19 protein-coding genes and 1 pseudogene are annotated in these 22,799 nt (G+C 41.9%); 10 read left to right on the forward strand and 10 right to left on the reverse strand.

Annotated features, from left to right (window positions below; genetic code table 11):
* Positions 1 to 223 precede the first annotated feature (223 nt).
* The 4 genes from H5114_RS06330 to H5114_RS06345 form a co-directional block, all read right to left on the reverse strand.
* Positions 224 to 1,525, reverse strand: a complete 1,302-nt coding sequence (locus H5114_RS06330) for a DEAD/DEAH box helicase (protein ID WP_182722476.1) — start codon at positions 1,523 to 1,525, stop codon at positions 224 to 226.
* A gap of 479 nt (positions 1,526 to 2,004) precedes the next feature.
* Positions 2,005 to 2,514 carry an SMI1/KNR4 family protein gene (locus tag H5114_RS06335; protein WP_182722477.1) on the reverse strand — a complete coding sequence of 170 codons (510 nt, stop codon included), beginning with the start codon at positions 2,512 to 2,514 and terminating at the stop codon, positions 2,005 to 2,007.
* A 131-nt stretch (positions 2,515 to 2,645) separates the two neighbouring features.
* Positions 2,646 to 2,990: a hypothetical protein gene (locus H5114_RS06340; protein WP_182722478.1), complete on the reverse strand. Its 345-nt coding sequence runs from the start codon at positions 2,988 to 2,990 to the stop codon at positions 2,646 to 2,648.
* Between the two features lie 835 nt (positions 2,991 to 3,825).
* Positions 3,826 to 5,184, reverse strand: coding sequence for an NCS2 family permease (locus H5114_RS06345; RefSeq protein WP_182722479.1), 1,359 nt, complete (start codon positions 5,182 to 5,184; stop codon positions 3,826 to 3,828).
* Between the two features lie 480 nt (positions 5,185 to 5,664).
* Between H5114_RS06345 and H5114_RS06350 the strand changes: the two genes are divergently transcribed.
* A complete protein-coding gene (locus H5114_RS06350) occupies positions 5,665 to 5,817 on the forward strand; it encodes a hypothetical protein (RefSeq protein ID WP_182722480.1) in 153 nt (50 codons plus the stop codon).
* Between the two features lie 113 nt (positions 5,818 to 5,930).
* Here H5114_RS06350 and H5114_RS06355 read toward each other — a convergent pair whose 3' ends face one another.
* On the reverse strand, positions 5,931 to 7,718 hold the full coding sequence (locus H5114_RS06355) for an aminopeptidase P family protein (RefSeq protein ID WP_182722481.1): 1,788 nt from the start codon (positions 7,716 to 7,718) through the stop codon (positions 5,931 to 5,933).
* A 275-nt stretch (positions 7,719 to 7,993) separates the two neighbouring features.
* On the opposite strand from H5114_RS06355, the gene H5114_RS06360 reads away from it, so the two are divergent.
* The gene (locus H5114_RS06360) at positions 7,994 to 9,208 is read left to right on the forward strand and encodes a Xaa-Pro peptidase family protein (protein ID WP_182722482.1); all 1,215 of its coding nucleotides are present in this window, start codon (positions 7,994 to 7,996) and stop codon (positions 9,206 to 9,208) included.
* 107 nt (positions 9,209 to 9,315) lie between these two features.
* On the opposite strand, the gene H5114_RS06365 is transcribed toward H5114_RS06360, so the two are convergent.
* The 3 genes from H5114_RS06365 to H5114_RS06375 form a co-directional block, all read right to left on the reverse strand.
* Entirely contained in the window at positions 9,316 to 9,786 is a 471-nt protein-coding gene (locus tag H5114_RS06365) for an FKBP-type peptidyl-prolyl cis-trans isomerase (RefSeq protein ID WP_182722483.1), read from the reverse strand.
* Between the two features lie 102 nt (positions 9,787 to 9,888).
* Positions 9,889 to 10,239 carry a DUF1294 domain-containing protein gene (locus H5114_RS06370; RefSeq protein WP_182722484.1) on the reverse strand — a complete coding sequence of 117 codons (351 nt, stop codon included), beginning with the start codon at positions 10,237 to 10,239 and terminating at the stop codon, positions 9,889 to 9,891.
* Positions 10,240 to 10,344: 105 nt separating this feature from the next.
* A complete protein-coding gene (locus H5114_RS06375) occupies positions 10,345 to 11,493 on the reverse strand; it encodes a DUF418 domain-containing protein (RefSeq protein WP_182722485.1) in 1,149 nt (382 codons plus the stop codon).
* Positions 11,494 to 11,797: 304 nt separating this feature from the next.
* On the opposite strand from H5114_RS06375, the gene H5114_RS06380 reads away from it, so the two are divergent.
* Complete coding sequence (locus H5114_RS06380; RefSeq protein WP_182722486.1) at positions 11,798 to 12,478, forward strand: SDR family oxidoreductase; 681 nt, start codon at positions 11,798 to 11,800, stop codon at positions 12,476 to 12,478.
* Positions 12,479 to 12,949: 471 nt separating this feature from the next.
* Here the strand turns inward: H5114_RS06380 and H5114_RS20470 are convergent.
* A pseudogene (locus H5114_RS20470) lies at positions 12,950 to 13,354 on the reverse strand (outer membrane beta-barrel protein); the annotation flags it as partial.
* 553 nt (positions 13,355 to 13,907) lie between these two features.
* On the opposite strand from H5114_RS20470, the gene H5114_RS06395 reads away from it, so the two are divergent.
* Positions 13,908 to 14,357: a PA2169 family four-helix-bundle protein gene (locus tag H5114_RS06395; RefSeq protein WP_124017882.1), complete on the forward strand. Its 450-nt coding sequence runs from the start codon at positions 13,908 to 13,910 to the stop codon at positions 14,355 to 14,357.
* A gap of 242 nt (positions 14,358 to 14,599) precedes the next feature.
* Positions 14,600 to 14,791, forward strand: coding sequence for a CsbD family protein (locus tag H5114_RS06400; protein ID WP_124017883.1), 192 nt, complete (start codon positions 14,600 to 14,602; stop codon positions 14,789 to 14,791).
* A 301-nt stretch (positions 14,792 to 15,092) separates the two neighbouring features.
* On the opposite strand, the gene H5114_RS06405 is transcribed toward H5114_RS06400, so the two are convergent.
* Positions 15,093 to 15,569 carry a hotdog fold domain-containing protein gene (locus H5114_RS06405; RefSeq protein WP_182722487.1) on the reverse strand — a complete coding sequence of 159 codons (477 nt, stop codon included), beginning with the start codon at positions 15,567 to 15,569 and terminating at the stop codon, positions 15,093 to 15,095.
* 192 nt (positions 15,570 to 15,761) lie between these two features.
* On the opposite strand from H5114_RS06405, the gene H5114_RS06410 reads away from it, so the two are divergent.
* From H5114_RS06410 to H5114_RS06430, 5 genes are all read left to right on the forward strand, one after another.
* On the forward strand, positions 15,762 to 16,646 hold the full coding sequence (locus H5114_RS06410) for a DUF368 domain-containing protein (RefSeq protein WP_182722562.1): 885 nt from the start codon (positions 15,762 to 15,764) through the stop codon (positions 16,644 to 16,646).
* Between the two features lie 485 nt (positions 16,647 to 17,131).
* The gene (locus tag H5114_RS06415; RefSeq protein ID WP_220487700.1) at positions 17,132 to 18,094 is read left to right on the forward strand and encodes a DUF523 and DUF1722 domain-containing protein; all 963 of its coding nucleotides are present in this window, start codon (positions 17,132 to 17,134) and stop codon (positions 18,092 to 18,094) included.
* 11 nt (positions 18,095 to 18,105) lie between these two features.
* Positions 18,106 to 19,539, forward strand: coding sequence for a deoxyribodipyrimidine photo-lyase (phrB, locus tag H5114_RS06420; RefSeq protein ID WP_182722488.1), 1,434 nt, complete (start codon positions 18,106 to 18,108; stop codon positions 19,537 to 19,539).
* A gap of 276 nt (positions 19,540 to 19,815) precedes the next feature.
* Positions 19,816 to 21,027, forward strand: a complete 1,212-nt coding sequence (locus tag H5114_RS06425) for an NnrS family protein (RefSeq protein ID WP_182722489.1) — start codon at positions 19,816 to 19,818, stop codon at positions 21,025 to 21,027.
* A gap of 161 nt (positions 21,028 to 21,188) precedes the next feature.
* Entirely contained in the window at positions 21,189 to 22,610 is a 1,422-nt protein-coding gene (locus H5114_RS06430; protein WP_182722490.1) for an ammonia-forming cytochrome c nitrite reductase subunit c552, read from the forward strand.
* The last annotated feature ends 189 nt before the right edge of the window (positions 22,611 to 22,799 follow it).

Genomic DNA, 22,799 nt, shown 5'->3' on the forward strand with positions numbered 1-22,799 from the left:
TTTTACATGCGTTGTAGCTATGAGTCATGGCACGACAGGATTTACATTATTTGCGATTATTGCTCGGCTTTATGCTTAGGCGAGTTGTGACGTCATATCCTGAGAATGCTCCTTAGTGATAACAAAGGATATTGCTGGTAGCAATGCGCCAGATGACACGCTAATGACTTTGATTAATACGCAAAAAAGGCGCCGAGGCGCCTTTTTGTTTGCATCAAAAAGATTACTTAATTTTTTTGTACTTCACGGTACTGCTCACTTTACCGACTTTAACACGACGGCCATCCATGTTTTTCTCGGCAATCATCTGTGCGCCAGCGTTATCACCGCGTTGTTGCTTTTTGGCAAAGCTACGACGTTTTTCAATTTGCTTAAGCAGCATTTCACGGCTACCCACTTCATAACCTGGTACCGTAACACGGCGAATTTGTTGGCCAATTAATTTTTCAATGTCAGCTAATGTGCGTTCTTCTTCACGGCTTACAAAAGAAATTGCCACACCAGTTTTACCTGCACGGCCAGTACGGCCAATACGGTGGACATAATCTTCGGCTAAAAACGGTAAATCGAAGTTAACAACGTATTCAAGGTTTTGAATATCAAGACCACGGGCAGCAACTTCGGTAGCCACTAATACACGAATTTTGCCTTCAACAAATTCACGTAGCGCGCGACGACGACTACCTTGGGCTTTTTCGCCGTGAACCACGCCAGATGGAATACCATCCAAGTTTAATTCTTTAACTAACTTGTCTGCCGCATCACGGGTCGCGGTAAATACCAACACTTGGCGCCAGTTTTTAGTACCGATAAGCTCAGATAATAATTCACGCTTGCGACGTTGTTCAACAGGGTAGATAACTTGGCTTACGGTAGCTGCTGTGGTGTTTTGTTTATCCACAGTAATTACTTTTGGTTTTTCAAGCATTTCATTCGCTAGCTTTTTCACTTCGGTAGAGAAGGTTGCAGAGAACAACATGTTTTGGCGATTTTTATTTACTGCTTGGAGGATCTTTTTAATATCGGCACTAAAGCCCATATCAAGCATACGGTCGGCTTCATCAAGTACTAAAAACTCAACATTAGATAAACTTAAGTTACACGCCACTATGTGTTCAAGTAAACGACCTGGTGTTGCTACAATCACGTCGGCGCCGCGTTTCAGTTTTTGTGACTGAGTATCTATCTTAACGCCACCATAAATGGTTAATACGGTTAAGTTGAGGTGTTTACTGTAAGCGGTAATGTTATCTGCAACCTGTGCGGCAAGCTCACGAGTTGGTGTAAGAATTAAGGCGCGAGTGTTAGACGGCATCGTTTCTTTTGGGTTATCACACATTCTTTGCAGAATAGGCAGTGCGAAAGCCGCCGTTTTACCTGTTCCTGTTTGTGCGCTGGCCAACACGTCTTCACCACGGCGGATTGCCGGGATCGCTTGTTGTTGAATTGGCGTCATAGATTGATAACCGCACTCAGCGATCGCGCGTAATATTTCTGGGGCGAAGCTAAAAGATTCGAATTTCATGGTGCGGTTCCTGTATGTACATCAAAACAAAGCGATTTAGTTGCGAGAAGTTAATATTATCTGCACAACATCAATCTGGAATATTGGGGCCGATAGCCTTATTTATGGCTGAACTCATGCTTAACTGGGTTGATTAACGTCTTCGGATAGCTGAAAAACATTAAGCTTGAATGATACACCCAATTGAGTGCCATCGATAAGCGGCCGCGGAGTATAACAAACTTTTGTTTAAATCCTGAACTTTATCTGTGTCAAAAGAGAAGATTTTTTAGAACAGAATAGTTTAGATGATATGGATTAATACTCATGGCAATTACAGCACCTTAAGTGCGTGGCTGTTAACTCGTTTTTGAACAAAAGTGGGTTAGACCATTAATTCTAATTCGTGAGTTTCAGGTTAAATTTTTATGGGTAACGCTCACAGAAAGCGCCGCACTTTTCGCGTTCGCATTTACTGCGCTTGTTAGGCGCTTATGAGGTTACTTGCATAGTTGCTCAATTAATTTTTCAAAATCAGGGTATTCTGATTGTGCCCTTCCAATAATTTCAGAAGCAGTGCTTTCGTGTTGTGAAGCAAACTTCTTAGCAAATGCAAAAAACACTTGATTCTTTGGCCTGTCTAGGCCGGGATAAGCTACAGCCTCATATGGGCCAATGCCATTAGCGAATAACCAAACATAGTCTCTAAAGTTTTGCGCGATTACTCCAACTTCCCCCTCAGAGCCAAAAAATACAATTGGCTGCTGAAGCAAATCGCTATCATTTCTTACAAGCCAAATTGCAACATAACCCCCTGTTCCATCTTGGCCAAATATCAAATATTCACTACCATCAAGTGAACTGTTTCCAGTCCATGCTTTGATCCAATCAGAAGTATCCTCTTCAGAATAGAATTCATCAAATGGCTCGAAGTCTATTCCATCCCCATCAGCATAATCTATTTCAATTGCATGCAATTTTTTTAAGACATCTGGAAATTCTTTTCCCATGTTAAATCTCCGATTCAGATTTGACCGCCTAACGCCCAGCTTAGCCGCCGGAACGGAGTTGATTATTTTGTGCTAGCGTAGCGTTAAAGCACAAAACGAGCAACGGAGTGGCGGTCGGCTTGGGCTGTTTGTTAGGCATTTTGACCCTCATAGGTTTCAGTTACTTTTTGCCAGTATCGTTTAATCTCTTTGATTATTATGGGATCGCCATGAATAGCACTTGGGCGAACCGGTGCAGGTAGATTTTGAAGTAACCAAGAATCCGGCCAACCCTCCCATACTCCTGCAATACTTCTAAGGTTCCCTTCCAATACTGGGTAAACCTCGTACCAGAGAATTTCTTCTGCCTCTGATAGGGAAAGTCCGCATTCGGAAATTGTTCGAGCTATGAACTCAAACACATAATCTTCTATTTCAGTATCTAGAAATAGATCCGAGAATGCTCGCCACATTTTCAGTCGATCTTCGGTACTCATATTGATGATGCCTAACAGCTTATTGAACGGCTCGCCCAATAAAGTCGGCTGTTCAAGTTATTGATTAATAACATCCTAAATCCTTTATCTTATTGATGTAAAACGATAAGTTATTATTAAACCATAAAAACAAATCGAGGTTGCGCGATAAAAGTGGCTAAAAAAATGATAATTATTTTAAATGACTAATTATCAACAACTTAGATGAGGCTAGATTATTCAACCATACTACTTTCGTTTGCTTATTCATCGTTCTCATTAAATTTACAATAAATGGTCTTTGCTACAGAAGAATTATGATTGGTTTCCTAAGATAAATGATGACCCGTAAATGTAATAGAACGTTATACCTAACTTAGAAAGAAGCATAATCAAGTTAGCTTTTAACTTAACATTCGTACCAAATGAAGCCAAATCGAAGAGATAGAATGATCCAGTGTAGATGCGACTGAGGGTATCGAAAACAGGGACGTTTTCGTTAAGCGGCCATGGATGGCGCAAAGCGTCCCGAAGCAGTATCTACACATAAGCCCACTGCAAGTGATGGATGACAATGAAGGGCAAGCCATTTAACCCATACCCACTCAGCTCAACACGACTCAGCAAACATAAAAGATGCTAAACCTTCATTCGAAAACTTTCTACGTCAGAATGCGTAAACCTGACAGAGCTTTTACACATTTAAACGTATCAAGGCATTCAAGTGGCCTCCCTATTAGAGTGATCGTCCAAAACTAGGGGCGTTAAATTGATGCCCTTTCGTTAGCAGATATGGTTGTTGAAAACAAAAAGGCCAGCCTCTATGGCTGGCCTTAATATTGAGTTTACAATTGGGTTAAATCGCCCAGCCACCCATGTAGAAAGCGACTAAACCTAGGGTGATTAAGATGACCCCAAGTCGCAGCTTACGCCACTCGCCGCTACATATACGGCCAATAACCAAGGTAACAAAGCCAAGCATAATCCCAGTAACGATATTACAGCTTAAAATGATAAATACCGCGCAGGTTAGGCCCGCCATTGCATCGACTTTATCGTCAAAATCAAGCTTGGTGACGTTGCTTAGCATCAGTAAGCCAACATACATAAGCGCAGGAGCTGTCGCATAAGCGGGTACCAAAAAGCTTAACGGCGCTAAGAACATCATCATCAAAAATAACAAGCCAACTATGGTTGCAGTCAGGCCTGTTTTGCCACCTGCTGCGGTTCCAGCTGCGGATTCAATATAAACTGCTGCAGGAGCGCCGCCTACCACGCCAGCAAAAATACTGCTGACTGAGTCTGATGTCAGTGCTTTACCACCGCCGACAATATTGTCGTTATCATCGAGAAGTTCCGCTTGTCCGGCAACTGCTCGAATCGTGCCTGTGGCATCGAAAATGGCGGTCATCACCAATGCCAATACAATCGGCAGTACTACTGGATTCAGTGCGCCCATAATATCGAGTTGACCAATCAGCGATGTATCAGACATTAAGTCCGGCAAAGCAAATAGGCCTTGATAAGTCACGCTTGGATCAAATATTAACCCAAAAATCGATAGTCCGACTATTACCAATAATATGCCACCTGGTGTGCCCCGGCGCTCAAGCCCTATGGTCATAGCAAGACCAATAATCGTTGCGATAACCGGTAAACTATTAATATCACCAAGCTTTACGGGTAAACCGGCATCGTTTGATACAATCAATTTAACGCTATTGGTTGCGATAAGGAGTAAAAACAGACCAATACCAATTCCCGTACCGTGAGCGATACCGGTTGGCAGGTTAGTGAGCACCCATTGACGGATCCCTGTGGCACTCACAAGTGTAAATACGATACCCATCAGGAAAATAGCGCCAAGAGTCACTGGAATCGATATTCCCTGTCCCAGCACCATGCTAAATGCAGTAAATGCGGTGAGTGATATTGCACACCCTATGGCCATAGGTAAATTAGCCCATAGTCCCATGAGTAATGAACCAAACGCGGCAATTAAACAAGTGGCGATAAATACCGCAGCAGGATCAAACCCTGCCGCGCCGAGCATGTTTGGCACCACAATCACCGAATAAACCATCGCTAAAAACGTCGTTAAGCCAGCAATGACTTCACGTTTTAAGGTACTACCTCGGGCAGATATATTGAAATAACGATCCAAAAATGAATCAGAAGCGGCGGTCGAGCTAGAGAGAGTCTGTTCAGACTTCATAGTGATTATACCTTTTGATCTCTTAAATTATGAGTTAACCAATGGTCATTCATTGGCGACACGGCTATGGCAGGTAGAGCCCTAAACAAGAAACACTTAGGTGAGAGATCCACTTGGCGCATATAGCGTTAGTGACCTGCGAGTATTGTGCTAAACAACTTTGTTAAACACATGTCTGGTAAAATTTACTCTTACCAACATAGCCTTTGTTGGCGCGGAGTTTACAACAATCGACAATGCGGAAATAGGAAGCGGCTAACATTTTTTGTTATATAGGCAAAAACGCACTAAAAACAGATTGTTTTGTATACCTCACAATAAAATTAACTCGCTGCAGTTATAACCCTTTTGAGCATTTATCACTAATAACGGATCGCCGCCCTTGGTATGGCAATTTAATACCATTATTTAGTAATAGTGGCGTTTGCCAAGAATAGGCAAATTAACCGACGTGAGTTCAAGCTCGACGTTGGCAACATTATGCTGTTATTGCGCATTATCGGTGTAGAGATGACAGTGACGTCTTACGATCCAAACGGGTTAATACATGTATACAGGTTAACTCATGGTAAATCTGACGATAAATATGCTTGTGATGATGGGGGAAATATTGCCGCTGATGTCGTGCCTTAGCGTGCTATGACCTAGTTTGAACTTAATGGTATTCCACTAAAAGGGCTTTAGACGAGTTATTCGTCTAAAGCCCTATATTCAGTGCTCGCGCGTTATGTTGTATTGGTTAACACTTAAATCGCAGCAGTTACTTTATTGAGCCAAGTTAACTCATCACCTTGCAATAATGGCGCTAAGGTTTGATGCACTTTTTGCTGATATTGATTAAACCAATTGACTTCAAAATCAGTTAATAATGACTTATCAATTAAGCGTGCATCCATTGGAATATGAGTTAATACATCAAACTCATACATTTCACGCTCTGCACCCGTTAGGGCTTGGCAATGCTGCACTGTAACCAGGTTTTCGATACGAATACCAAAACCGTCGGCGCGATAATAACCAGGCTCATTGGACAATACCATGCCCGGCAGTAATGCCACGCCATTGACGTTTTTGCCAATACGCTGCGGGCCTTCGTGAACACTTAAAAAGTGACCGACACCATGGCCAGTACCATGGTCATAATCAAAACCATGCTGCCATAAATACTGACGAGCAAACGCATCGAGTTGTTGACCAGAAGTGCCTTTAGGGAAACGGGCAGTATCAAGGGCAATATGGCCTTTTAATACCAGCGTGACCATTTTCTTCTGCTCATCGGTCACCTTGCCAATGGCGATGGTACGAGTGACGTCTGTGGTGCCATCTAAATATTGCGCGCCAGAATCGACCAAATAAATGCTGTCCATGGTCATGGTGCTTGGCGTGCCATTATTGTGGTTGTAATGGCACATAGCGGCATTGGCGCCGGTAGCTGAAATGGTGTCAAAGCTTGGTTCGCGATACAGCGGGTCTTGTAATCTAAAGCTTTCTAATTTGTCAGCCAGTTGGGCTTCATCATGCATGATGTGTTGCTCAACTTGGTTGTCTAACCAGGCTAAAAAGCGGCTCACTGCTGCACCATCACGGATATGACATGCACGCATACCGGCTAATTCGGCGCTATTTTTTTGTGCTTTAGGTAATGCAACAGGGTCACTACCTACAATCAGCTTTGCGCCAGCCTTTTGTGCGAGTAGTTGCGAGTATGCGTTAGCAGAATGTGGGTCAGCTAATAACTTAACCCCCTTCATTTGTGCCAACACAGAAGCCAGCTCTGCTTCATCTTTAAAGCTCACGCCAGTACCAACGTGCGCGGCAATATTTTGCGGCACTTTGGCTAAATCGGTAAAAAAGGTCATGTCGCCATTGGTCGATAATAATCCACAACCAAGAATGACGGGGAAGCGTGGTACATCATTACTACGGATATTGAGTAACCAACAGCATGAGTCTAATGCTGCAATTAGAGCGACGTCGGCACCTTGTTTTTTAACCAACCCACCAATTTGTTGACGTTTCTCAACGCTATTGCCTCCAGCTCCTTGGTGACTGAATAGCGTCATGGTCGATGCTGACGGTGCAGGGCGATCTAACCAACTTATATCGATGGGGTTGTTATCTACGTCGACGAGATTGATGTCGGCTTTATCAAATTGTGCTTTAGTTTGTTGATACCAAGCTAGGGTGTGTAAACGGCTATCGATGCCGACACTCGCGCCAGCAGGTAACGTGTCAATTAACCAGTCAATTTGTGGATCGTCATACAGACTTAAATATTCAAACAAGTTACCGTCTACTTGTTGACGCACTTGCACTGTGTAACGGCCGTCAGTAAATATTGCCGCGCGGTCTTTTAGCACAACAGCCATGCCAGCAGAACCGGTAAAGCCAGTGGCCCAATGTAAACGTTCATTACGGGCAGGTACGTATTCACCTAAATATTCGTCAGCGCGGGGAATGATGAATGCATCTATTTGGTTTACTTCAAGCTGCTGGCGAATGGCGCTAAGGCGCGTAGCAATAATATTGGACATGGTTTCTCCATTGGAGGCGACTGATGAACTCAGCTCTGTAGAATGAAGGGGGATTATCGCAAGTGTGACGGCAAACTGGCAAGTGAAGTCGCTGACATAATGTTTATCAATCAGACAAAAATTGTAAACTTATATTGTATACAATGGTAACAAAGCGATGCAGACGGTATTCTTATCGGTAGTAACTATCTTGTATATTTGGACAAGATAAGACGATTTGATTCAATCATTCTATTGCTAGATAAATAACAATAAAAATAACTAAAGGAAAACCTATGACAATCGGTGTCGGCGGCGTTAGCCCGCAACAAGCATTAGCCACACTCACGAATATGACTCATGGCATAGGGTTGATAAGTGATGATGAATTTAATCGACGAATTCAACATGCACAACGATTGATGGCACAGCACGGTTTAGATGCGATTTATGTTAATGCTGGCACTAACTTGTACTATTTTACTGGTACTCGTTGGTTTGCGAGTGAGCGTATGGTTGGCGCGATTATCCCTGCTGTGGGTGAGGTGCAGTATATTGCGCCAGCTTTTGAGCTTGATACGTTACAGGGATATATGACCATTAAGGGCCAAGTGAATACGTGGCATGAGGATGAAAGTCCATTTCAGCTATTTGCCGACGTGTTAGATAACATTGGCGTGAGCCAAGCCAAAATTGGTATTGATGAGTCAACCGCTTTTTTCATCAGTGATGGCATAGCCCAAGCCGCTCCACAGCATCGATTTGTCAGCGCCACAACGGTTACAGCTGGGTGTCGGATGATGAAGTCGGTTGCTGAAATTGCCTTAATGCAACGTGCTAAAGACATGACCCTTGAAGTACATAAAGCGGCGGCCAGCATATTATACGAGGGCATTACTACCATAGAGGTTGAAAACTTTATTCACCAAGCTCATGTTGCCGTTGGTGCGCCTAAAGGATCGTATTTTTGCATCGTACTATTTGGCGAAGATACTGCTTATCCGCATGGGGTTAAATCGCCTAAAGCATTAGCGCTAAATGACACCGTCCTGATTGATACAGGGTGCCAGTTACAGGGATATAACTCAGATATCACCCGTACTTATGTATTTGGTGAACCCAACGCTCGTCAACGTCAGTTATGGCAACTTGAACAAGATGCGCAAATTGCCGCATTTGAGGCGGCGCAAATTGGTACACCGTGTGGCGAGGTAGATGCTGCTGCGCGCAAAGTACTTGAAGCTGCTGGTTTTGGTCCAGGTTACGCAGTTCCGGGCTTACCTCATCGTACAGGCCACGGTATTGGTTTAGACATTCATGAATGGCCATATTTGGTGGGTAATGATATTACCCCGCTGGCGGTTGGTATGTGCTTTAGTAACGAGCCAATGTTATGCGTACCAGGCGAGTTTGGTATTCGCCATGAAGACCATTTCTATATGACAGCGCAAGGGCCTAAATGGTTTACACCGCCCGCGAAGTCTATCGATGATCCGTTTTATCTAGCATGATAATCAAATCGTTATCGAGTGAAGCCTAATGAGTCAATAACCCATAACAAAAAGCCTCCAACAAGGAGGCTTTTTTATTTTCAGTTTAAACTGATACTCAGTGCTGATTAGTTAATCTCAAATAACTCAACGTCAAATATGAGTACTGAACCACCTTCAATTTTGCCGGTGGAGCGATTGCCGTAAGCCAATTGGCTAGGAATATAAAAACGGAATTTATCGCCAATACTCATTAGTTGTACACCTTCGGTCCAACCAGCTATGACTTGGTTTAAGCCAAAGCTGATCGTTTCGCCGCGATCAACAGAACTGTCGAATACTGTACCGTCAATGAGTGTACCGTGATAATGCACGGTGACTTTACTTTTTGCGCTCGGATGGTCAGTGTTTTCGCTTTTGACTAATACTTCATATTGTAAGCCCGATAAGGTTTGTATCACACCTTGGCGTTTGGCATTTTCAGCTAAAAAAACCTTACCTTTCTCAATATTTTCTTTCGCGGCTTTAGAATTGTTAGATTGAGTAAAAAAATAAAAAATAACGCCCGCAATGACCAGTACGGCCAAAATCATACGCATAATTGATCTCGAATTGTTGGGTAGATAGTGCGACTAGTTTAGCGCAAAAACTGCTGGGCTAATACTTCTCAACGTAGCTAAAGGTAACATTGAGCTAAGAGGTTAACGGTATGCGTCTAATAACGGATGCCACTGCTGGTAACACAATAAGCTGAGCCCTGCTGAGTTGAGTACGATACAACACCACAACACCCATTTAAAAGATGATTTTTGGGTTTTATGGCGTAAGTGATATTGCCCAAGTAGCGCTGCAGGCCCGCCGCCAATTAAGGCAAAAAATTGTAAGGTACTTTCTTTTATGCGCCATTTCCCTCGTTTAGCCGCCGATTTGTCGCGGTAGTACAAGGTAAATGTGAGCAGATTAATTATGCCATATACTCCAGCAAGCCAAGGCTGGACTGCAGCCCAAATAGCACCGATAAGCAGTAACATTAACCAAGCAAATTTATTCATGCTAGCGTCAGCCCAGTAAGAGTAAGTTCATCTATCTGATGAGATAGAGCAATATTGCACAGAATGTCTGTTACAGACGATTTTCTCATAAGTATTGATTATTCATTAGCTGGTACGTGAGACTAGCATACGCCAAAGCTTTTCTAGCGGACCTTGATTAAATATACGTAAATAGACATCGGCTAACACCAGCTGTAACAGGCTGTAGATAATTGCAATTGATAAGTAACCTATTCTATCTAGCGAGTACAGCCACTCTGGTGCGATATAACGTAGTAGCAATATACCGACAATTGATTGCAGAATGTATAAACTAAATGCCAGCTTACCAACGTTCTGCAGTAGAGTTAATCTATGGGGAGTATTTTTGCAAAGCTTTACAATAATATGGATATAAATCAAAGCAGTCGCAAGCGCGCTGAACCATAATAATAGATCTGATATCGCTTCCCACATTGGATTACCGCTAAGACTCAGCAGTGAATCTAATGATGACAATACCACGGCCCAAAACACACATTGCCACAGGGTTTTATTGTCCAGCCCATCAATAAATATATTACGTTTATATAACGCCATGCCCAATAGCATTAAGCCTGCGATATACCACATTAACGTTAATGGGATCACCGCTAACATGTAAGCAAACAAGCTTAAATGCAGCTTCAGTTGTTGCCAATAGCTGCCGGTCCAAGCCGACAGTTGCTCAGTGAAAAAAGCTGACTCGCGTGAGTAAACTTGATCGTCAGGCATCAGTGAAATAAGCGCGATGGGGATTAGTGATAAAAAGATAAACCATTTAGCCTTGCTCATTAGCTCATCGGCACTGAGTCTGATGTAGCGAAAAGCTAATAGTCCTGCGACACCATATGATAATAATATATCGCCGGGAAAGATGAATATGGCGTGTATTACGCCAAAGGCAATTAGCCAATATTGGCGGCTTTTTATGTGTTTATTGTTCTGGGTAGTGGTGGCAGTATCCATTTCCATTTGCTGGCGTTGGTATTGGATTAACATTCCTACACCGAAAATCATCGCAAATAGGCTAAAGAAACGACCTTCTAAAAAGAAATTGCTAAAAATGAGTATGCCAATATCTGATAGAGGTTGGATTTCATGGGGAGCATAACCGAAAAAACTATTGCCCATAAAATAGATATTAAGGAAGAAAATACCTAATACGCCAAGTCCTCTAATCGCGTCAAGATTAGCCAAACGTATCGGTTTACTCGGAGCAGTTTGCTCATCCATGTCAGTTGTAACGTTAATAACCGAATTCCTTTTGCTATTAGCTATTTATGAACCCTCTTTATTCATTAAAGAGGCGCTGTTAGAGATTACCAACCACCTGTTGTAATGCAACTAGATAATGCGTTTAAGCTTGAAAAAACCATTATATAGGCCCAACGTTGAGTTTTGTACTGAGTTAAGTGGTATCTGTATTGCATAGCTATAACCATACCTAGCAGCGATATCGCATTGCTGTTGTTTTTATCGATACCATTTCACAGAAAAACCAACAAGTTAAGTAATGCTTGAATTAAGGATAAATCTCATGACAAATGAAAAAATAATATTGATTACCGGTGCCTCTAGTGGCATAGGTGCCGCAACCGTAGAGAAGGTACTAGAAGCTGGACACAAAGCCGTGATCACGGCAAGAAGCACTGATAAACTTAATGAAATAGCTAAACGTTGGGGCGAAGACAAGGTCTTGGCGGTAACGGCAGATGTATCCAAGCTGGATGAGATTAACAATGTCGTTGCCAAGGCAAAAGAGAAATTTGGTCGAATCGATGTTGTCTTTGCTAATGCAGGTACTGGCGTTAATGCTGCAGGCATTGAAAATGGCGATCCAGATGAATGGAAAACGATGCTCGACGTCAATATTAATGCTTTATTATTTACTGCAAAAGCCAGTTTACCTTCGCTAAAAGAAACGCAGGGGCACTTTATTATTACCAGTTCAATTGCTGGCAAGATAACGCTTAAAGGCTCTGTTTATGGCGCTTCAAAATGGTTTGCTTACGGGTTTGGACAGAATTTGGCAGCCGAAATGGCTGAATGGAACGGACGGTGTACCACTATATGCCCCGGCATGGTTAACACGCCATTTTTCGATGAGGCTAAACCTGACAAACTAGACCCTAGCGATATAGCAGATGCTGTTATATATGCTATTTCTGCTAATCCGCGATGTGATATACGTGAAATAACCCTTATGCCAACTAAGTAGCGGGAATAAAGTAGCGTAAGTCATTAAATTAGTTTGTTTAATTCATATTTTATTAACGTAAATTTTCTTCATACCCATAGGGATAGCTTGCCGATGCACTGCATCAGCGCTAGCCCTAAAGCAAATTAATCGATTATCCTATCAATTCTTCTTACCTAACAGGGCACAGCTAATATAGTCGTGTTTAATAGTACGGTGTAATAGTTACATTAGCGCTGTAATACTTACCTACAATACACTTAGTTAGGCCTGCGCCTTTGTTTCATTTTATGGTTGTATAAAACGGTATAAGAGATTATTTAGATATGTGCTTACTGGCTGTAAAGTATATTACGGGCTGAATCGTTATCTAAAAAAGGCTCCAACACATTTTAGTGTTGAAGCCATTGATAATTACCTTTGGATAAAAACATGGGTGCTATTTATCCCGAATCACTACGATTAAAATTTATATTTAAGCCCGAACGAGGCCTATTTTAAATCGGTTGAGAAATTAGCATCATCAATGTCATCGGTTGCACTATCAAGGTTTAAGTCACTGTCATATAGTGTGTAGTCGACCTCAGCGGTCCAGCTTTCGTTGATATGATAACTACCACCAACACTAGCAAATAAACCTTCATCATCAGTGCTGTCGCGAGCGCCAAGAACCGAATAATCAGTCTTGTGGCACAATTGACCACCATGGACACAAAGACTGATGTTGTCTGACACTGGCAAACCTAATTTTAAATTTAGGGAATAGCCATTAGTATCTGTATTGGCTAAATCGTTGCCCTAGTTACCAAAGTCAATGTAACCATCTTCAACTGCAATGTATTGATTAAATCCATAACCTGCAAATACTTGATATGCATCTTTGTCGTCATCACATTCTTCGTCGCCGTCTACTCGTAAATAACCATAGTTAGCAACAACGTAGAACCCTTATGCATCTACTTCTGGATTATATGTTTTTGTTTGTACGCTAGTGTTTAAGAAACCAGCGGTAAATAAGTGTACCCACTAATATTGTCTTTTTCCTTACATATCCCACCACTTAACTCGAGTTGAAGTGAGTTAAATAGGTGAGCTTTTTGCGCTGCCACAAACCGCATAAACATTGACGACTTAATTCGCTATTTAATCTTTTATTCACTCCGGTATAAACATTAATACTCCACAAGGCTTGGTTAAATGACTTGAGTCAATCATGTAGATATCAGACAAGTTTATGTTCTCTATTGGGGAGTAAATTAAACCACAACCGTGTGTGTAAAAACTTCATATTCTTTGTAAATTATTCATCTTTTATAGATTAAGCAGATCAAGGTTAATTTTATTTTTCAATAAAATCAAATTGATAAGTTTATTTTATTGTTGGGGTGTTTATTGCATCTAAGAAAGTAAGCTAACAATGGTTAGTAGTACAGTCAAAACAGGAGTGAATATGTTAAATCAAAAAACAAGTGTAGAGAATGTAACAGATGTCATCCAAGTTATGAGAGCTGGTGTCGAGTTTTACCAAGACGCAATTGAGAAGGTCAGTAACCCAGCGCTCAAAAGTACTTTCACCAAAATGGCCACGAAAAAAGCCACAGCGATTCAAGCATTACAACCACTCGCCATTGCTGAGCAAGGTGATATTGAAGATGGGAGTTCTTTTGCGGTAGAGTCGCGCAAAATATACACCAAATTTGTGGCAGTGTTCTCAAGTGATGAAGACTACACCTATATTAAGCAACTTGAAGAAGTTGAAGATAAGGTACTTGAAGTGCTAGATGATGCAATCGATAAAAATCAACAGGGCCAGGCATTGCTTATACTGACCAATATTCGAGCGGATGCGCAATCGATGCACGACGAAATGAAAACTCTGCAACAGTTACAGAAAAACTAGTACTGGTTCATTGTTTAAATGCCCTGCGGCGGGGTATTTGAATGCTTGGTTGTAATCTCTAAAGCCGGACTACGGATTAGGGATATATCAAAATTATAGCTGTCGCTGATGTGTATTTAATACCGAACCACATCATCAATACACATCATCGGCTGTGGGTTTTGTCCAAGATGTAATTATTTAAGATGGATATGTCTACTGCGGCGACCCAGAATTTTTCTCACCTGGAGGAGTATTTAATTATGAATAACGACATTATTAAAGGTAAATGGAAGCAGGCATCTGGTTCACTAAAAGCACGTTGGGGTAAATTAACCGACGATGATTTACAGGAAATCGATGGAAAACTTGAGAAATTCCAAGGTAAGATGCAAGAGAAATATGGTATGGCTAAAGATGAGGCTAAAAAGGAATTCGACAAGTCACACTCTTAGCGTATAACCAATGAAAAAGGCGTCATGTTATATGACGCCTTTTAAAACTCAGACTCGAACGATCTCTGAGATGATGCAAATGTAATTTTCTATTAATCAACAAGATGCTTGACTAAGTTCTGCCATTCAAACTGACTAATCTCGTCTGAAATACCTTAACTGTGAGCTTTACAGTCATCATAGAGCATAGCCATTATGATGATTTATATTGGCTTGCGCACAGCATTATTAACATTATGCCTTTCAATCAGTTGAATAAAAAACTCAATAAAAACTATGGATATAGACAACCTTTAGTTAATTATTTTTGAGGTTTCTGTGAAATCCACAGTTTAATGTGCCCTTGGACGACCACCACACCATTGGTATCATAGGCTTTAACATCGACTAACATATCGCCCACTTGCCACTGCTCTGGTTTTACCTCTGCAACACATAGAATATCACTCGCCGCTTTTGCAGTGTAATCGACCGACATTCCTTTTGGTATCCAGCGCAAATGCGCCGGAATCGATGCTTCAGCCATAGTGCCCATAGCCATTTCTAAACCATTACAAATAGCAATAACATGCACAGTGCCAATATGATTTTGGACTTTTTTACGCTTTTTGATTAAACATTCACAACGGTTTACACGTAAATCGCTTATGTAAGGATGTACTGTGCCAAAATAGGGCGCCATACGCGCTACCATTTTAGAGAATATATGCTTACCAAAAGGGTACGCGGTTACTTTTTGATATAGCGACATGACTTTATTAGATTTAGTTTGGGCCATTGGAAAGACTCTGGTTATTGTGTAAGTAAGTTATCTGGTCGGATGAGGTTAGCATTGTTGTAACCTGCGGTGAAGTCATGATCAATATTTTCCATCGATCATTACACTGGCCACAGGTATAATTTACTTGATTAGACACTTTAAGGATGAATTTTGAAAACTGACTCACTGATATTAAATTATTTTAAAGGTATGGCTATGGGGGCGGCAGATGTTGTCCCTGGCGTGTCTGGCGGCACAATTGCATTTATTACCGGTATTTTAGACCCGCTGTTGGATGGTATTCGCAAAATTAATTTGTCGTTAGTGGGGGTGATTAAACAAAAAGGGATTAAAGGTGCTTTTTTACACATTAACGGTCCTTTTTTATTGTGTGTATTTGGCGGTATTTTAACCAGTGTTTTTACCTTAGCTAAATTAATTTCTTGGCTATTAGCGACGCATCCTATTCCTGTGTGGTCGTTCTTTTTTGGCTTAATTTTGTTTTCTGTGGCTCACATGCTCAAGCAAGTGGATAAATTCACTGTTGTTCGGGTTGTTATGTTTATTGTCGGTGTCGCATTTGCGTGGGCAATCACAGTGTTGCACCCTATTGAAATGCAGGTGAGTTACCTTAACTTCTTTTTCTGTGGTGCCATTGCTATTTGCGCCATGATATTACCAGGCATTTCGGGCAGTTTTATTTTACTGCTCTTAGGGATGTATCCTGCGGTGTTAGCTGCTGCAAAAGGGTTTGATATTGTTTATTTAGCCTGTTTTGCTTTAGGTGCTGTTGCGGGACTATTGAGCTTTAGCCATGTGTTATCGGCATTATTACGTAAATTCCACGATGCGACTTTACTCTTTTTAACTGGGTTGATGTTAGGCACGCTCGGTAAAATCTGGCCATGGAAACAAGTGATTAGCTGGCGTGAAAACTCTAAAGGCGAGTTAGTGCCATTGGTTGAGCAAAATTTATCTCCGTTTCAGTTTGAGCACATTACCGGTGAGTCATCACAAATGATCGTCGCTATAGTGTGTCTGCTGATTGGCATTGGTTTGGTTTGGGGCCTAGAGCGCGTGGGTAATCGAGCGTAAAACTCATTTAACATTTCAATCAGTGGCGTTGAGTTAACGCCTTAAGTTGCATATGAATAAAAAGCAGAACTTAGGTTCTGTTTTTTTATCGCTATTTTTAAGTAAGCTTATGTTGGTGTTATGTTTGATTATGTTTTGCCGCAAATGGTTGTTCGATAATAAGCCAATAACGCACTAGAAGGTGGCTTCGGATGCTATCCAAATGGGCTGCTAAAGGGTCTTGGTTATCTTGATACAATGAGTTTGTTATCAGGTTTTGTTTAGCATGACTAAGTGGCGCATCTTATACTGCGATTGAAAACCGTTTGCTGCGAACAAACTTTAACCGCCCTAATCTTATGTTGCACAAAACCACAAATATCCCTATAAACAATGAACTTAATTTTGTTTTATTCGTATATTTGGTCTAATTACATATGCGTTAACTATGCTATCTTTTTTAATCCCACCTTGGGAATATTACTTTTGCCACAGGAGTGCATAACATGCCAGATATCGATATATTTGTGCCAGAAAAAATCCAGATTGGGATCAGCAGCTGTTTGCTGGGTAACCAAGTTCGTTTTGACGGCGGCCACAAAAACTCCTATTACTGCAGACAAGAAATTGAACCGTTTTTTGAATACACCACAGTGTGTCCTGAAATGGCTATTGGCATGGGTGCACCACGTAAAAGTATTCGCCAAGTGCGAGATGGCGATATTGTCCATATCCGCAGTGCCGATGGCTCGTTAGACGTGACCGATAAATTGAATGAATACTCCCAAGCTAAAGTAGAAGAGTTAGACTACCTTGGTGGTTATATTTTATGTGCTAAATCGCCAACGTGCGGTATGGAAAGGGTAACCGAGTACAAAATTGGCACCAATAATGGAACCAAGACTGGTGTCGGCGTGTTTGCCAAGAAATTAATGGAGCGTTATCCACTACTACCAGTAGAGGAAGAAGGCCGTTTACATGATTTGCCATTAAGAGAGAACTTCTTTACTCGAGTGTTTGCCTATAACGATTGGCGTAAAATGACTCAGTCGGGGTTAACTAAGCACAAGTTAATGCAGTTTCATTCGCGTTATAAGTACTTACTTATGGCACATAGCCCCCAATGGTATCGCGAGCTAGGCCCTATTCTGGCTGATATTCAAGATGTTGAGCAGTCGGCGCAGGTATACTTTGAGGGCTTTATGACCGCGCTTAAAATTATTGCCACCCGTAAAAATCACACCAGTACTTTGCAGCATATTCAGGGCTATTTTAAGAAGAAACTGACGGCAGCCCAGAAAGAAGAATTAAGCGAATCGATTTTAAAATATCGTCAAGGACTATTACCTTTACTGGTTCCTATTACCTTGATCAATCATTATGTGCGTGAGTTTCCGACACCCTATATTGAAGAGCAAGTGTATTTAAATCCGCACCCTGAAGCGTTAAAGCTTCGTTACGCCTATTAGGTCGAGTGTTAATGACTTCTATGAATAGCTTGATGTGGTTCAGGCAAGACTTACGTGTTGCCGATAACCCAGCATTAGCCGCGGCTTGTCAATTTGCCAAGCAACATCAAAGTAAGGTTAGGGCTGTGTATATTGTGACTCCGTCGCAATGGGCGCAGCATGATGTCGCGCCAATACAAATTAACTTTATTCAGCGGCACGTCAATTTATTAGCCCAGTCACTTGCTGCGTTAGGCATACCCTTGGACGTACTGCATCTTGAGTGGTTTAGTGATACTCATGCCGCGTTAAATGATTACCTGCAGCAGCATAATATTGATGCCGTGTTTGCAGGTAGCGAGCCGGAAATTAACGAACGCCGCCGCGACAGTGGCTTAATTGAGCAAGGGTTACCCCTGACGTTAATTGATCAAGACTGTGTGGTGGCAAGTGGGCAAGTACAAAATTTGTCTGGTGATATGTATAAGGTGTTTACCCCATTTTCGAAAAAATGGAAAAGCATTGCCAGTCAAAAAGCGATAGTTCCCCTCGCAGTGCCAGCTCCAGTTGCGGCAGCCTTGCCATCACCTGCCGCTATTGAGTTTACTTGCCCTTCGCGTAACAGCGAACAATGGGCTGCTGGCGAAGGTGCAGCAAAGCGAATACTTGAACAATTTTTAGCAAGTCAGGTTGCAGATTATCAAGCAGAACGAGATTTCCCCGCCCTTGAAGGCACGAGTCGCTTATCACCCTTTTTAGCTATCGGAGTGGTGAGTTCTCGTCAATGTGTTGCGGCAATATTAGCGCGATACCCAGAAGCATTAGTTGATGATACTTGCGCGGCGAAAACCTGGTTAAATGAGCTTATTTGGCGTGAATTTTATCGACATCTGCTCGTGGCATTCCCGCATTTATCAATGGCGCAAAATTTTAATGAGCTGGGTAAAGGGATTGTTTGGCGAAATAATGCTGAGGAGTATACCGCCTGGTGCGATGGGCAGACGGGTTATCCGATTATTGATGCTGCCATGCGCCAATTAAATCAAACGGGTTGGATGCATAACCGCTTACGTATGGTGGTCGCTAGTTTTTTAACCAAGCACTTATTGGTCGATTGGCGCTGGGGTGAACGTTACTTTAGACAGCAATTGATTGATGGAGACTTAGCTGCCAATAATGGTGGTTGGCAATGGTCTGCTGGCACCGGATGCGATGCGCAGCCTTATTTTAGGGTATTTAACCCTATGACCCAAAGTAGTAAGTTTGACCCTGATGGCAGTTTTATTAAACGTTACGTTCCAGAGGTTGCCCGCTGGTCGTTAAAAGATATCCATGAACCTAAAACGGTTAACGTTAATGACTTATTTGCCTCACCACAAGGCGACAGTTATCCAAAACCTATTGTGGAACACAAGATGGCCCGCCTCCGGGCAATAGAAGTGTTAAGTGCGTTAAAGCGTGGTTAATCCTATTTATTGTCACTACTGACGAGCTATTGAGTTGATTAACTTGACTGCTTAAGTTCGCAAATCGGTGAATACAGTTTAAGGCCGCTATTATCTCTTATGATAATAGCGGCCTTTTTTTGGGCTTAGATCACACTATGGGCTTGGCTAAACGGTCGATTGCTCAGTATTGATTGAAGCGGTTCAATTAACGGCATAGAATGACTTATTAAAGATTTAAAATTTATGCATGTTTAAATCTTATTGCTGTTATGCCACTAAGTGAGTGAACTGTTTATGTTAAATATTGATGATCCTGCGGAAACTGATAACACTCCTGCTATATGGCGTTTAGGCTTTAGACCATTTTTTTTGGGTGGGGCGAGTATTGCGGCCTTATATATTCCATTGTGGTTAATGGGTTGGTTTACGCCACAATTTAGCCTATTTAACAGTGAATTTTGGGCTAACGTGGTGCCGTTATGGTGGCATCCGCACGAAATGTTATTCGGCTTTGCCATGGCGATAGTATGTGGTTTTTTACTCACAGCCGTTCAAGCGTGGACTAACCAACCGACCATTAAAGGGCGTGCATTAATGATCACCTTTGGGTGTTGGTTTATTGCTCGCTTGATGTTGCTGTTGCCAATGAATATTCCTTTATTTTTACCGGCAATATTCGACAGCTTATTTTTAGGCTTGAGCGCTTATGCATTGTGGCGTTGTATTTATCCCGTTAAGCAATGGCGAAATATTGGGTTTCCGCTGCTATTGCTGGTGGCCTTGGTGGTCAACTTAGTCAGTTACTATGCTCTGTCTGAACGTAACTTCTCGTTATCAACTCAATTATGGCAAGGGATGATTTGGTGGTTCGCCATGGTGATCACTATAGTCGGTGGCCGCGTGATCCCATTTTTTACCGCAATGAGAATTAAACAACCCAAACCCGATCCCATTATCGCACTCGAGAACACGTTAATATTGGCAATGGGTTTACTGTTTATTCAAGCCATCACTCATTGGCTTCCTAAGGGGGCAGAGCAACTGCTGCTTGTTGTTGCAGGCATATTACATTTACTCCGTTTTGCCCGATGGCAAGCACATAAAACTCTAAAAGAGCCGATGTTATGGTCGTTACATATATCGTATTTTTCGTTGCCTATCACACTGTTATTAATGGCTGTAAATATTGATAACGAATATGCCTATCGTACCTTGCTGCATCTGTTTGCCATTGGCGGGATCGCTTCATTATGTTTATCAATGATTTCAAGAGTTTCACTTGGGCATACTAGTCGTAATATTTACCAAGGACCTAACATGACCTGGGCATTTTTATGTGTGCCGCTTGCTGCACTGTTACGTGCCGTTATGCCTTTGTTGATGCCTGAATACACGCAAATTTGGTTATGGGCAGCAGGGGCTTGTTGGTTTATGGGCTTTGGATTATTTGTGTGGTTTTACGCGCCGATATTAATGCGACCGCGTCTTGATGGTCGTCCGGGATAATCTGGCCACTGTATCTTTTATATCAAGTTATTTAAGTAATAACCCGGCTAGGTAGTTAAACAGACGGTGTCATAACCAGTGAACCCATTTATAGATAAGCAGTACTTTATGCTTAGTTCTCAAAGATTAATTAACGTGATGAATAAACAAAGGTTAGCAATATGATGGATCTACTTATCGAGGTGATAATGAAGGCTACGCAGCCGATGCGAAGCAAGATAGGCTTAAGTGTTATTCTTGGGGCAATAGCTCTGTTGAGTCTAACCTCTTGGTCGCTCAAAGGTGCTGAGGTGGATCCTAATCAACTAAAGTTTCCACAGCAATATGACTCTTGGCAAGCAACAGAAGACCAAGTTGAGCGAGACGATATACTGGCGCAATATCCTGCCAATATCATTTTATGGGCTGGTTCATCATTTGCCAAAGAATATCATAGCCCTCGCGGGCATCAGTTTGCTGTAGCTGACGTGACACATACCTTGCGTACTGGTGTTGCAATAGCTGAAGGTGACAAAGGTTTATCTGCCAGTTGCTGGACCTGTAAAACACCCGATGCCCCTAGATTGATTAAAGAAATGGGTATTCAAGGTTTTTCAGGTGCCAATTTTGTCGATTTAGGCCGTGAAATCAAATCCGTTGTTTACTGCAGTGATTGTCATCTTGATGGCAGTGCTAAACTCGCATTACCTCGACCTCATGCACAAGATGCGATGGCAAAAATTAAACTGCCTTTTGATAAGCAAAACCACACAATGCAAGGGGCACAGGTTTGTGGTCAATGTCATGTGAGTTATTATTTCCAGCCTGAAAATAATAACAAGGTTAATATTCCATGGATTTTTGGCAGCACTGCCGATGAAATTGAAAAGTATTACGATACACGTCGCTTTTACGAATGGATCCACCCCATTTCTAAAACCCCAATATTAAAAGCGCGTCATCCAGAGTTTGAACATTGGAGTCGTTCGGCTCACGCTAAGCAAGGCGTGACCTGTATAACCTGTCATATGCCGCCTGCGACCGATGAAAAAGGCGCTACATTTACTGACCATAAGGTTGGTGGTGCATTAGACAATTTTGATCGTAGTTGTGCAAATTGTCATAGCAGTAAAGCGGCCATCACCAAAAAGCTTGATAAAACCAAAGCTACTATTGATGCTAAAGCACGACATGTAGAGTCATTGCTGATTAAGGCGCATTACGAAGCCAAAGCTGCGTGGGATGCGGGGGCTACATGGGCGCAAATGAATGATGCTATTATGGCTATTCGTCATTCACAATGGCGTTGGGATTTTGCCACTGCATCGCATGGTATGTACGCTCATAACCCTAAAGAAGGGATTGAACTACTGGATAAATCGACTGAACAGGTTACTTATGCCCGTAAAGCATTGGCCCGCATATTAAGTCAAATGTCAGTTACTGAAGTTGAGTACCCAGATTATAGTACCAAAGAAAAAGCCCACGCCGCTATTGGCTTTGTTGAAGCCGACGCGATGAAGGCGAAACATGCATTTATTCAACAGGAAGTTGATAAATACTGGCATCCAGTGGCCAAAACAGGTTACTCAGTTTCTGAATAAAACACACTATTACTGACTTTATTAACGCCTAAGCTCTGCTTAGGCGTTTTGCTGTGTGGCTCATTTAACATGTTGATCTACTTTTGCGAGTATGTCGTATCAACCCACATAAGTTTTTATTTGTTTCACGGTCATTAAATGCTTTTATCTGATTGTCATATAAGGCATTGTTATATTTATGTTCCGTGA

It is taken from the genome of Shewanella sp. SR43-8 (assembly GCF_014163775.1).
Taxonomy (GTDB): domain Bacteria; phylum Pseudomonadota; class Gammaproteobacteria; order Enterobacterales; family Shewanellaceae; genus Shewanella; species Shewanella vesiculosa.

What these genes read in the sequence shown, in the direction of transcription:
- H5114_RS06330 (WP_182722476.1), bottom strand. Translation starts at nt 1,525, where the DNA reads ATGAAATTCGAATCTTTTAGCTTCGCCCCAGAAATATTACGCGCGATC.
- H5114_RS06335 (WP_182722477.1), bottom strand. Translation starts at nt 2,514, where the DNA reads ATGGGAAAAGAATTTCCAGATGTCTTAAAAAAATTGCATGCAATTGAA.
- H5114_RS06340 (WP_182722478.1), bottom strand. Translation starts at nt 2,990, where the DNA reads ATGAGTACCGAAGATCGACTGAAAATGTGGCGAGCATTCTCGGATCTA.
- H5114_RS06345 (WP_182722479.1), bottom strand. Translation starts at nt 5,184, where the DNA reads ATGAAGTCTGAACAGACTCTCTCTAGCTCGACCGCCGCTTCTGATTCA.
- H5114_RS06350 (WP_182722480.1), top strand. Translation starts at nt 5,665, where the DNA reads ATGCTGTTATTGCGCATTATCGGTGTAGAGATGACAGTGACGTCTTAC.
- H5114_RS06355 (WP_182722481.1), bottom strand. Translation starts at nt 7,718, where the DNA reads ATGTCCAATATTATTGCTACGCGCCTTAGCGCCATTCGCCAGCAGCTT.
- H5114_RS06360 (WP_182722482.1), top strand. Translation starts at nt 7,994, where the DNA reads ATGACAATCGGTGTCGGCGGCGTTAGCCCGCAACAAGCATTAGCCACA.
- H5114_RS06365 (WP_182722483.1), bottom strand. Translation starts at nt 9,786, where the DNA reads ATGCGTATGATTTTGGCCGTACTGGTCATTGCGGGCGTTATTTTTTAT.
- H5114_RS06370 (WP_182722484.1), bottom strand. Translation starts at nt 10,239, where the DNA reads ATGAATAAATTTGCTTGGTTAATGTTACTGCTTATCGGTGCTATTTGG.
- H5114_RS06375 (WP_182722485.1), bottom strand. Translation starts at nt 11,493, where the DNA reads ATGGATGAGCAAACTGCTCCGAGTAAACCGATACGTTTGGCTAATCTT.
- H5114_RS06380 (WP_182722486.1), top strand. Translation starts at nt 11,798, where the DNA reads ATGACAAATGAAAAAATAATATTGATTACCGGTGCCTCTAGTGGCATA.
- H5114_RS06395 (WP_124017882.1), top strand. Translation starts at nt 13,908, where the DNA reads ATGTTAAATCAAAAAACAAGTGTAGAGAATGTAACAGATGTCATCCAA.
- H5114_RS06400 (WP_124017883.1), top strand. Translation starts at nt 14,600, where the DNA reads ATGAATAACGACATTATTAAAGGTAAATGGAAGCAGGCATCTGGTTCA.
- H5114_RS06405 (WP_182722487.1), bottom strand. Translation starts at nt 15,569, where the DNA reads ATGGCCCAAACTAAATCTAATAAAGTCATGTCGCTATATCAAAAAGTA.
- H5114_RS06410 (WP_182722562.1), top strand. Translation starts at nt 15,762, where the DNA reads ATGGCTATGGGGGCGGCAGATGTTGTCCCTGGCGTGTCTGGCGGCACA.
- H5114_RS06415 (WP_220487700.1), top strand. Translation starts at nt 17,132, where the DNA reads ATGCCAGATATCGATATATTTGTGCCAGAAAAAATCCAGATTGGGATC.
- phrB (WP_182722488.1), top strand. Translation starts at nt 18,106, where the DNA reads ATGACTTCTATGAATAGCTTGATGTGGTTCAGGCAAGACTTACGTGTT.
- H5114_RS06425 (WP_182722489.1), top strand. Translation starts at nt 19,816, where the DNA reads ATGTTAAATATTGATGATCCTGCGGAAACTGATAACACTCCTGCTATA.
- H5114_RS06430 (WP_182722490.1), top strand. Translation starts at nt 21,189, where the DNA reads ATGATGGATCTACTTATCGAGGTGATAATGAAGGCTACGCAGCCGATG.